Below are 10,800 nucleotides of genomic sequence, written 5' to 3'. Positions count from 1 at the left end.
AAGTGTTTGACTTGCTCATTTTGCACACCGAATGTGCTTGTTTGAATTCTCTCTATATAATAGAAAGAATGTTTGACGTACTGGTTGGTTCGTTCAGTTTTCAAAGATCAAAATGTTGTTTGCCGCTTAACAGCGACTTAACTAATATAACATGTTGTTTCATTTCCGTCAACAACTTTTTTATATTTTGTTTCGTTAAGTTCTGTGCGGTGCGCCGCTCTCTTAACGCGACAAGTAATAATATATCATGGATATTAAACCTTATCAAGCGTATTTTTGTAATAAAATAATTCAGATAATTTACCCTGTATATAAGAAAAGCCCCCGCTGAAAACGGGGGCTTAGATTTGTAATTCCATCTTCCTTTATTCTTTGTTTCTCATTTGAGGGAACAGCAGTACATCACGAATAGACGGGGAGTTCGTCAACAGCATAACAAGGCGGTCGACTCCGATACCAAGTCCTCCTGTAGGCGGCATACCATATTCCAATGCCTCCAAGAAGTCCTCATCCATCATGTGTGCTTCATCGTTACCTTCTTCTCTTTCTTTCAATTGAGCTTCAAAGCGCTGGCGCTGATCGATTGGATCATTCAACTCGGAGAAAGCATTCGCGTGCTCCCTTCCTACAATAAACAATTCGAAGCGATCCGTGAAGCGTTCATCTTCACGGTTCTTCTTAGCCAACGGTGAGATTTCGATCGGATGCCCGTAGATAAAGGTCGGCTGAATCAATTTCTCTTCTACACGCTGCTCAAAGAATTCATTTACAATATGACCGAAAGTCATCGTATCTTTAATCTCAATACCATGCTCTTCAGCAAGTTCTTTCGCACGTTCATCAGACATCTGTTCCCAGAAATCTACGCCAGTATATTCTTTAATAGCGTCGACCATATGCAGACGTGCCCATTCAGGCTCCAGGTCAATCTCTTCATCGTTGTACATCACTTTAGTCGTTCCCAGCACTTCTTTCGCTATGTGAGCAACCATATTTTCAGTAAGAGCCATGATATCCTGGTAATCCGCATAAGCCTCATATAACTCGATCATTGTAAATTCCGGGTTATGGCGGGTAGACACCCCTTCATTACGGAAAACTCGACCGATCTCATATACCTTCTCCAATCCTCCCACGATTAGACGCTTCAGATGAAGTTCGATAGCGATACGCATGTACAGCTGCATGTCCAAGGCATTATGGTGCGTGATGAATGGACGTGCCGATGCACCACCTGCAATCCCGTGCATAAGTGGTGTTTCCACTTCCAAGAAGCCGAGGCCGTCTAAGTACCGGCGCATAGACTGGATGATCTTACTGCGCAGCACGAATGTATCGCGGCTTTCCGGGTTGGTAATGAGATCAAGATAACGTTGACGGTAACGCTGTTCCACGTCCTGCAGACCATGAAACTTCTCCGGCAATGGACGAAGTGACTTAGTCAGTAGTTGGAACTCACTAGCTTTTACCGAAAGCTCTCCTACGTTCGTTTTGAACATAACGCCGCTGACACCTACGATATCTCCAAGATCGGCCGCTTTGAAAACGTCGTACGCTTCATCACCGATTTCATCTTTACGGACATACAGTTGGATTTGACCGGAAAGATCCTGGATATGAGTAAATCCAGCTTTTCCTTTTCCGCGTTTCGTCATAATACGGCCCGCTATAGTAGCAGGAAGCTGTTTCTCTTCCAATTCATCTTTCGTAAACTGGTCGTATTTCTCTATAAGTTCTTGAGCAGAATCGGTACGTTCGAATTTGTCACCGAAAGGATCCATCCCTTTCTCACGGTGTGTATCCATCTTATCGCGCCGCACCCGCATATGTTCATTTAGTTCTTCCGCCATTATGATCACTCCATTCTTTATCTTTAGGTTAACTCCGTTACAATAATAAAAACTGCCAGTATTGGACTGGCAGTATCTAACTAAGATTTAGTATAAAAAAGTCCTATGGTCGTGTCAACGATTCAAGAGGCACGAAAAGCGCAAACACGGTTTCCGGAAAATGTATCCTTCCACCCCGAGCTGCTGTTTATGACTGTAACTCTCAAAGATTCCCCCACCTTTTCACCTCTGCGCGTTCTGCCTCCGGAATTCGCTCCAGCACATCCTGAGCCTTGCGGTTTAAATGAGGAAGAACAACATCGCAGCTGATATCTACGAGAGGAACCATCACAAAGGCCCGATCTTGCATATATGGATGAGGAATCTTCAAGTGTTCCTCGTTCACACCTTCCTGATTATACAACAAAATGTCAAGATCGATCGTCCTCGGCCCCCATTTCACTACTCTCCTTCTGCCCAATTCTTCTTCTATCACCTGGCAGTATGCCAATAAGGGAGAAGGAGCAAGATCTGTTTCCACTCGGATGACCATATTAAGAAAGTCCGCTTGATCCGTGTACCCCACAGGGGCAGTTTCATAGACGGCGGACTTATTAGTAATTTGAATCGATGCGTGTTCATCCAGGAGAGTCAGCGCGTCCTGAAGGAACTCTTCTCTTGTATTAATATTGGATCCTAATGCAATGAAGGCGATATTTCTCATGAATGGCGGCTCCTGTGAATCTCAACAGCAACAGAGTCATAATGCCCCGGGATCGGCGGGTCCGGTTTGTACCCTTTGACCGTACATGCTTCTAACAGGTCGAAAGAGAGAAAGAGTTCCGCAGCTATTTTCTCTACCAGCGTCTCGACCAAACGATATGCCTCCCCTTCCACAACCTTCTTCGTCACTTCATAAACAGCGCCGTAGTCTATAGATTTGGTCATATCATCACTGGTCGATGCCGGTTTCAAGTCCAATTCCAGCTGCAGGTCGACATAAAATCGCTGTCCCAATTTATTTTCTTCCGGAAAAAGGCCGTGATATCCCCAGAACTCCATTTGATTAAGATAAATTTTATCCATTCTTCTTCACTCCTATCATAGCATCCATCATCTTCGTCATTTTCACTATTGGCTCTACATCATGGACACGTACCATATGTACGCCTTGCGAGATCCCAAAACAAACCGTTGCACCAGTTCCCTCCATGCGTTGATCCTTCGGAAGATCCAGCACCGTTCCAATAAAAGACTTTCTTGATGTGGCAAGAAGAATCGGATAACCCAGCTCGTGAAAGTCATTTAAATGACGCATGACTACAAGATTATCTTCCTGCGTTTTGGCGAAACCGATACCTGGATCAAGAATAATCTGGTGGTCTTTTACGCCCGCTTCCTTCGCGATGGCCACACTCTGTTTCAAATCTGATTTCATATCTTCGATTAAGGATCCGTACGTTTTGTCTGTACGGTTATGCATAAGGATAATCGGTACATCATAGCGGGCAGCAACGTCGGCAATTTCCGGTTCTTTCTTTGCGCCCCATACATCATTAATAATGGAGGCCCCTGCTTCTACTGCCTGTTTAGCCACTTCCGCCTTATACGTATCAATAGAGACCGGAATATGCACAGCGCGAGTAACAGCTTTAATAATCGGCAACACCCGTGCCAGTTCTTCTTCTTCTGAAACAGGCGCATGCCCTGGGCGTGTGGATTCGCCCCCTATATCAATAATATCCGCACCGGCTTCTTCCATTCTGACTGCTTGTCTTACAGCATCATCCATATCATTGTATAGTCCCCCGTCCGAAAAGGAGTCCGGGGTTACATTCAATATTCCCATAACATGTGTCCGTTCATTCAACGTAAATGTCTTCTGAGGTGTCTCTAATGTAAAAGCCACGCTTGATTCCCTCGTTTCCAAATAATTTCTTCCCCTATCTTACAACATTTTTTAATTTCTATCAGGAACTTCTTATATAAAAAAACTGCACCCCTTCAAAAGGAGTGCAGTTCCCATTATTTACTCTTCGTCGAATTGATAAAGTGGTGTAGACAGGTAGCGCTCCCCATTACTCGGAATAATCGCTACGACTTTTTTCCCTTTACCAAGCTTCTTCGCCACTTGTTTGGCTACGTGAATCGCAGCTCCGGAAGAGATTCCGCCAAGGATTCCATCTTTCCTTGCAGCATCTCTTGCTGCAGCAAACGAATCATCCTTCGACACAGTGACCACTTCATCATAAACTTCTGTGTCCAAGATGCCGGGAACAAAACCTGCTCCGATTCCCTGAATCTTGTGCGGCCCCGGACTCCCTCCGGACAATACCGGAGACTCTTCCGGTTCAATAGCATAAATCTTAATATCCGGATATTTTTCCTTGAGTACTTTACCAGCTCCGGTGATTGTTCCTCCAGTACCAATCCCTGCAACAAAGGCATCCAACTGATCGCCCATCTGCTCCACGATTTCCGGTCCTGTCGTTCTTTCATGAACAAGTGGATTTGCTTCGTTATTGAATTGTTGCGGCATGAAATAACCGTGCTTCTCTTCCAGTTCTGCCGCTTTTTTAATCGCGCCCTTCATTCCATCACTACCAGGAGTGAGAACAAGATCCGCACCATACGCACGCAGTAAGTTACGACGTTCTTGACTCATCGTATCAGGCATAACCAGAATTGCTTTGTAACCTTTAGCTGCAGCGATCATCGCAAGACCGATACCAGTATTACCGCTTGTCGGTTCGACGATGGTATCTCCAGCTTTCAGACGTCCGGCCTTCTCGGCCTCTTCTATCATAGAAAGGGCAATCCGGTCTTTCACGGAACTCCCGGGATTCATGTACTCAAGCTTCAAGTAAACGTCTGCACTGTCTGCATCTGCGCTTCCGTTCAATTTAACTAAAGGCGTTTGTCCAACCAACTCTGTAACATTATTTACGATTCTCATACATTCACTCCTAAAACCAAGTATTTTTATAGGATTTAAACCTAATGTACTTAAAAAATCGTCAATTGTCAAACATTTCAATCATTATTTCGACTTATTTTTCCTTTGAGTCAAACTGCATTGCATGGTCCATAAGGAGCGCTTCTCCTTATAATAAAAGAAATGGCGGATCACAATCACCCGCCATTTCAAACTTAATATTCTCCGGTACGAATTATGAATCAGAAGACGTTGATTTCAATGCTTCTAATTCGTCCACGCCGAAGTGATATTCCTCATTACAAAAATGACACTTCGCTTCGGCTCCTTTATCTTCCTCAATCATACGTTCAATTTCTTCGTTACCAAGACTTGAAAGCGCCATTTCGACACGCTCTCTTGAGCAGTGACATTGGAATTTAATCGGCATCGAATCCAACACACGTACATTTTCTTCCCCTAGAAGGGCATACAGAATTTCTTCCGGTGATTTCCCATCACGCACTAGAGAAGAGATTGCCGGCATTTCCGACAGTCGTTTCTCAATCAAACTCGTTGTCTCTTCATCCGCCCCAGGCATCATTTGAATAATAAAGCCGCCCGAAGCAAGGATGGTGTGGTCTGTATTCACTAATACTCCAGCGCCTACAGCAGAAGGAACTTGTTCCGATGTTGCAAAGTAATACGTGAAGTCCTCACTGATTTCACCGGAAACAATAGGAACCTGACCGGTGAAGTGATCTTTCATCCCCAGATCCTTAACGATACTCAATGTACCGGATGTACCGACCGCACGGCGCACATCCAGCTTTCCTTTTTCATTCAAATCGAAATCGACATGTGGATTTTTAATATATCCACGGACTTCTCCTTTGGCATTGGCATCTGCGACGATTGGTCCAGCCGGGCCGTCTCCTTCTACTTTAACGGTCAGTTTGTCTTCCCCTTTGAGCATAGCACCCATCATGGAACTGACTGTCAGCGTTCTTCCCAGCGCGGCAGATGTCGTCGCCCACGTGTCCTGCCTGCGTCTTGCTTCTTCCACTGTATCTGTAGACTTAACTGCAAACGCTCTGACCTGACCGTCAAAAGCTATTGCACGCACTAAATAATCGGACATGCTGATCATTCTCCTTTAAATACTTCTTTTTCTTTGTTGCGCTGATATATCTTATGCAGACCTTTCAAAGTCAGATAAGGATCTACATGGTCGATCGTCCGGGACTGACCCGCAATTAAGTTGGCTAGACCTCCCGTTGCGATTACCGTAGGGGTTTGTTCCGCTGTTTCCTTCATCCGCCTTACCACTTCATCCACTTGACCGACATACCCATAAAACACACCGGACTGCATTGCTTCAACTGTGCTTTGGCCGATGACTTGTTCCGGTTTCTTAATTTCGATCTTAGGAAGCTTGGCAGCCTTGGCATACAATGCCTCCATGGAAATATTTATTCCCGGGGCAATAGCCCCTCCCAAATATTCCCCTTCCGCATTAATGTAACAATACGTCGTTGCCGTTCCGAAATCAATGATGACCAGCGGCAGATCATATTCGTCTTTTGCACCGACAGCATTCACGACCCGATCCGCTCCGATCTCTTCCGGGTTCGGGTATTTCATCTCAAGGCCGTGATCCACATGACCATCTCCGATGATCATCGGCTGCTTTTTAAAATAATAACGAGACATGCGCTCCAGTGCAAACATTATGGGCGGAACAACAGAAGAAATAATGACTCCGTCCATATCTTCAAAGCGAAGACCTTCATGATCGAACAAAGACTTGATGAGCATTCCGAATTCATCTTCTGTTTTATGACGATCCGTCTTGATCCTCCACTGATATTTTAATGTATCCCCTTCGAATACACCTAGTACTGTATTGGTATTTCCCACATCAAGGACAAAATTCATACGTATAGCCTCCCGCATCGTTTCCTTCGGCTACCATCATATCACAACAACGGTTCCCGCGCGCTTCTGCGGCACAGGAAAAGCCACACCGCTCGGGTCATGAGCTGGTGTGGCCTGGTTAAATCAGATTAAGAACGACGGTCTTCGGAATCAGGGGAATGGTTATCTCCCTCTTGCTCCGCTGTGTCTGCTTCTTTTTCCTCTTTCACGGTATCTGTTTCCTGTACATTTTCCTCATCTTTAGACTGGATGTTGACGCGTACGTCCTCATCAACAGAAGAGGTGTTATTTTTTATCTTCGCATTGTTTTCCTGTGCAAGTGCTTCCAGTTCTTCATCCGTAGGTAAACGCCCTTTGTCGAAAAGGGAACGGATTTGGACAGCATCAAGCGTCTCAATATCCAACAATGTCTGCGCGATTAACTCCAACTTATCCTTGTTCTCGGTAAGAATCGTCTTCGCACGGTCATAGCAATATTCAATGAAGTTTTTAACTTCCTGATCGATTTCATAAGCGATTTGATCACTATAGTTCTGTTCATTTTGGATATCACGGCCCAAGAATACTTGACCGCCTGAATTGGAACCGAACTGAAGCGGACCGAGTTTCTCGCTCATTCCGTACTCGGTAACCATCTTACGAGCGATGTTAGTCGCACGCTGGAAGTCGTTATGAGCACCTGTACTCACTTCACCGAAAATGATTTCCTCAGCAACACGTCCACCCAGCAAACCTGTAATCTTATCGAACAGTTCCGGCTTCGTCATGAAGTAACGATCTTCTTTCGGAAGCATTACGGCATAACCGCCGGCTTGGCCACGAGGAACGATGGTAACTTTGTGAACCATATCGGCATCATCAAGCACCATACCGATTACCGTGTGACCACTTTCATGGTGAGCAACGATGTCACGTTCTTTCTTGGAAATGACACGGCTCTTCTTAGCAGGTCCTGCAATGACGCGATCGATCGCTTCATCGACATCATCCATATCAACCTGTTTCTTATCTCCACGGGCAGCTACAAGAGCTGCTTCGTTCAAGAGGTTCTCAAGGTCTGCACCTGAGAATCCCGGTGTACGCAATGCAATCGTCTTCAAGTCGACATTTTCAGCCAACGGCTTGTTCTTCGCATGAACGCCCAAGACTGCTTCCCGACCTTTGACATCCGGACGATCTACCGTAATCTGACGGTCGAAACGACCTGGACGCAGTAGTGCAGGGTCCAGAATATCAGGTCTGTTGGTAGCCGCGATGATGATAATTCCTTCGTTCACGCCGAAACCATCCATCTCTACAAGAAGCTGGTTCAGTGTCTGTTCACGTTCATCGTGACCTCCACCAAGACCTGCTCCACGCTGACGACCGACTGCATCGATCTCATCGATGAAGATGATACCAGGTGCGTTCTTCTTCGCATTCTCGAACAAGTCACGAACACGGGAAGCACCGACACCGACAAACATTTCAACAAAATCAGAACCACTGATAGAGAAGAACGGCACTCCCGCTTCCCCTGCAACAGCACGGGCCAGCAATGTCTTACCAGTACCAGGAGGCCCCACTAATAGAACCCCTTTAGGAATACGCGCTCCGACAGCAGAGAATTTGCGAGGGTCTTTCAAGAAGTCTACGACCTCTACAAGCTCCTGCTTCTCTTCATCTGCTCCGGCAACGTCTTTAAATCGTACTTTTTTCTTCTCTTCGGAATACATCTTCGCCTTGCTCTTACCGAAGTTCATAACACGGCTTCCGCCGCCCTGAGCCTGATTAAGCAAGAAGAAGAATAAGATGAAGATAATGATGAACGGAATAATGGAGGTCAAGAATGTCACCCATGCACTAGGCTGCTCTTCTTCTTCCACATTCAGAACACTTTGTTCCTGAGCCGTCTGTGTAATGTTCGAAATCACTTCATCGTTAGCAGGGATGTTAGCAGTGAAGGATCCTTCCCCTTCAGCCGCACCTTCTAACTGACCACTGACACGAAACACCCCATTGACAGGCTGGATCGTCATCTCCTCAATATCACCGTTATTCAATTTATCGTAAAACTCATTGACATTTAACTCTTGTTGCGCATCACCTTGCCCTCGGAATAGACCGACTACGCCGATTACAACGAGGAAGATAAGTAAATAAAATAAGGTGTTACGAAATATCCGGTTCATTGCCTACCTCCTCCCAAACGAGAAAAACTATAGTAAATACTACCATACAAAAAACGGACGATACAACTAATTACCCTTGATGACAAAGAGTTGACGCTCTGCGAAAAACTACTACGATCAGCCGCCATAGACTTCCGGCTTCAAGACACCTACATATGGAAGATTGCGGTATTTCTCCTGGTAATCCAATCCGTATCCTACGACAAACTCATCAGGAACACGGAACCCTACTGTATCCGCCTTAATGTCAGCACTTCGGCCGGTCGGTTTGTCCAGTAACGTTACAATTTTAATGGATTTGGCTTTGCGGTACTTAAACAGGTCCACTAAGTAAGCAAGTGTTCTTCCACTGTCGATAATATCCTCAACGATCAAGATGTCGCGACCTTCCACTTTCGTGTCCAAGTCTTTTACAATCTTGACTTCTCCGGAAGATTCCATACCTCCGTGATAACTGGAAACATCCATAAAGTCCATTTCCAGATGCGTTTCTACACGTTTCAAAAGGTCTGTCAGGAATGGGGTTGCACCCTTCAGCACTCCGATTGCCAGCGGAAAGCGCCCGTTATATTCCTCTGTCAATTGGGCTCCCAATTCTTTACACTTCTCCTGAATCTCCTCTTCGGAAATCAAGACCTTTTCAATGTCGTTATGCATGATTGCTCCTCCTACGTGTCTGCTTTGTTTTTATAATGTAACCGAAGCCATGTACCTGATGAAGGGTCTACGGGAGTCCCGCTTCCTCTTAGACCTGCCACCCATATGATCTTTCCAGTCTGGTCCGTAACAATCGGCCAGGAATCACGCAATGCAGCAGGAACCTTCTGATCGATAAAAATATCTTTTACCTTTTTCGATCCGTCCATTCCTTTCAACCTGATCCGATCTCCATTCTTCCTGGAACGGACGATTAACGGCAGCTCTACGTGAGCGGTATCACATATGTACATAGTATGACCTTTAGTATCCAACGTTTCTGTCCACTCCGCCTCCACCACCGAGCCGTCGGGTGTAACGACATGCCCGCCGGGTTCCAGCTGGAACCGATAGGGGGCTGATCCGCTTTTCTTTTGGAAAGAGAGCGTGACTTCATCATAGGCACGGACAACTTTCAAACCGCCCGGGAAGTCCAGCATTACGTTTGATTTTTCACCTTTTAACAGGTCTAGAAACAGATCTTCATGCAGGTAAGATATGTCTTCGGTCTGCTTCACATACAGATAGTTCAATATTAGATGAAAGGCAGTCCTTTGTAAAGCTGGCGGGAAGGTTTTGAATGTTCGCACAGACAATTGTACGAATTTCTCAACATTTGTAGAAAAATGTACGGTTTTCAGCACTTCTTCGGCCTGTTTCCTTATGTACGTTCTCTCTTCCCTCGCCCTCTCACTCCACGCCTGCATGTGTTCATGCAGCTTCGGGTTCTGCTCTTTCATGAAGGGCAATACATACTTACGAAAAGCATTCCGTGTATAATCCGTCTGTTCGTTTGAAGGATCGTGCTTCGCCTCGATACCGTGCCTATCCAGATAAGCGGCAATATCCTGTTTGGATACTCCCAGGAGCGGGCGGATAATTCTTCCCGTACTGAAAGGCCGCTCAAGCGGCATCCCCTGGAGTGCTTCCGGCCTTGCACCCCTGACCATCTGCATAACCATCGTTTCTGCCTGATCATCCCCGTGATGCCCTGTAGCAAGCACATCGGCATCATGTGCTTCCATCATCTCCTCGAAAAAACGATAGCGTAAATCTCGCGCCGCTTCCTGGGTTCCTTTCCCTGTCCATTCTTTGTACGTTTGTACATCCACGGAAGTTCCGACAAATTCGATTTCCCACTCCCTGCATATACGCTCCACGAACAAGAGGTCCTCCTGAGACTGSCACCCCTCGCAGGCCATGGTCAACCGAAAGCGCCGTCAGCCGGAAAGGGATGTCCTCACGCAGGAGA

At 45.9% G+C, this 10,800-nt stretch carries 10 protein-coding genes; all 10 read right to left on the bottom strand.

Translation table 11 applies throughout. The features are described from left to right. Nucleotides 1-365: 365 nt before the first annotated feature. The 10 genes from lysS to tilS all read right to left on the bottom strand — a co-directional run bounded on the left by lysS (nucleotide 366) and on the right by tilS (nucleotide 10,708). Entirely contained in the window at nucleotides 366-1,850 is a 1,485-nt protein-coding gene (gene lysS, locus D479_RS03140; RefSeq protein WP_008633529.1) for a lysine--tRNA ligase, read from the bottom strand. Between the two features lie 202 nt (nucleotides 1,851-2,052). After that, nucleotides 2,053-2,553, bottom strand: a complete 501-nt coding sequence (gene folK, locus D479_RS03135; protein ID WP_008633528.1) for a 2-amino-4-hydroxy-6-hydroxymethyldihydropteridine diphosphokinase — start codon at nucleotides 2,551-2,553, stop codon at nucleotides 2,053-2,055. Beyond that, nucleotides 2,550-2,915, bottom strand: a complete 366-nt coding sequence (folB, locus tag D479_RS03130; RefSeq protein WP_008633527.1) for a dihydroneopterin aldolase — start codon at nucleotides 2,913-2,915, stop codon at nucleotides 2,550-2,552. The genes folK and folB overlap by 4 nt, the downstream gene beginning before the upstream one ends. Continuing rightward, nucleotides 2,908-3,678: a dihydropteroate synthase gene (gene folP, locus D479_RS03125; protein ID WP_081594773.1), complete on the bottom strand. Its 771-nt coding sequence runs from the start codon at nucleotides 3,676-3,678 to the stop codon at nucleotides 2,908-2,910. The genes folB and folP overlap by 8 nt, the downstream gene beginning before the upstream one ends. A 180-nt stretch (nucleotides 3,679-3,858) precedes the next feature. Beyond that, nucleotides 3,859-4,785 carry a cysteine synthase A gene (gene cysK, locus D479_RS03120; protein ID WP_008633525.1) on the bottom strand — a complete coding sequence of 309 codons (927 nt, stop codon included), beginning with the start codon at nucleotides 4,783-4,785 and terminating at the stop codon, nucleotides 3,859-3,861. A gap of 214 nt (nucleotides 4,786-4,999) precedes the next feature. Next, nucleotides 5,000-5,884 (bottom strand): Hsp33 family molecular chaperone HslO, encoded by an 885-nt coding sequence (hslO, locus tag D479_RS03115; RefSeq protein WP_008633523.1) that lies wholly within the window; start codon nucleotides 5,882-5,884, stop codon nucleotides 5,000-5,002. 5 nt (nucleotides 5,885-5,889) lie between these two features. Continuing rightward, nucleotides 5,890-6,681 carry a type III pantothenate kinase gene (locus D479_RS03110; RefSeq protein ID WP_008633519.1) on the bottom strand — a complete coding sequence of 264 codons (792 nt, stop codon included), beginning with the start codon at nucleotides 6,679-6,681 and terminating at the stop codon, nucleotides 5,890-5,892. Nucleotides 6,682-6,809: 128 nt separating this feature from the next. Then, nucleotides 6,810-8,852 (bottom strand): ATP-dependent zinc metalloprotease FtsH, encoded by a 2,043-nt coding sequence (ftsH, locus tag D479_RS03105; RefSeq protein WP_008633518.1) that lies wholly within the window; start codon nucleotides 8,850-8,852, stop codon nucleotides 6,810-6,812. 117 nt (nucleotides 8,853-8,969) lie between these two features. Beyond that, entirely contained in the window at nucleotides 8,970-9,509 is a 540-nt protein-coding gene (hpt, locus tag D479_RS03100; protein ID WP_008633516.1) for a hypoxanthine phosphoribosyltransferase, read from the bottom strand. Nucleotides 9,510-9,520: 11 nt separating this feature from the next. After that, complete coding sequence (gene tilS / locus D479_RS21155; protein WP_277422397.1) at nucleotides 9,521-10,708, bottom strand: tRNA lysidine(34) synthetase TilS; 1,188 nt, start codon at nucleotides 10,706-10,708, stop codon at nucleotides 9,521-9,523. Between the last annotated feature and the right edge of the window lie 92 nt (nucleotides 10,709-10,800).

Source organism: Halobacillus sp. BAB-2008 (assembly GCF_000328325.1).
GTDB lineage: Bacteria > Bacillota > Bacilli > Bacillales > Halobacillaceae > Halobacillus.
The sequence above is the reverse complement of the archived record's forward strand: the minus strand, read 5'-3'. Positions and strand labels throughout refer to the sequence as shown.

Coding starts and splice junctions, on each gene's coding strand:
- folP (WP_081594773.1), bottom strand. CDS start 3,678: ATGGGAATATTGAATGTAACCCCGGACTCCTTTTCGGACGGGGGACTA.
- hslO (WP_008633523.1), bottom strand. CDS start 5,884: ATGTCCGATTATTTAGTGCGTGCAATAGCTTTTGACGGTCAGGTCAGA.
- hpt (WP_008633516.1), bottom strand. CDS start 9,509: ATGCATAACGACATTGAAAAGGTCTTGATTTCCGAAGAGGAGATTCAG.
- lysS (WP_008633529.1), bottom strand. CDS start 1,850: ATGGCGGAAGAACTAAATGAACATATGCGGGTGCGGCGCGATAAGATG.
- cysK (WP_008633525.1), bottom strand. CDS start 4,785: ATGAGAATCGTAAATAATGTTACAGAGTTGGTTGGACAAACGCCTTTA.
- folB (WP_008633527.1), bottom strand. CDS start 2,915: ATGGATAAAATTTATCTTAATCAAATGGAGTTCTGGGGATATCACGGC.
- ftsH (WP_008633518.1), bottom strand. CDS start 8,852: ATGAACCGGATATTTCGTAACACCTTATTTTATTTACTTATCTTCCTC.
- D479_RS03110 (WP_008633519.1), bottom strand. CDS start 6,681: ATGAATTTTGTCCTTGATGTGGGAAATACCAATACAGTACTAGGTGTA.
- folK (WP_008633528.1), bottom strand. CDS start 2,553: ATGAGAAATATCGCCTTCATTGCATTAGGATCCAATATTAATACAAGA.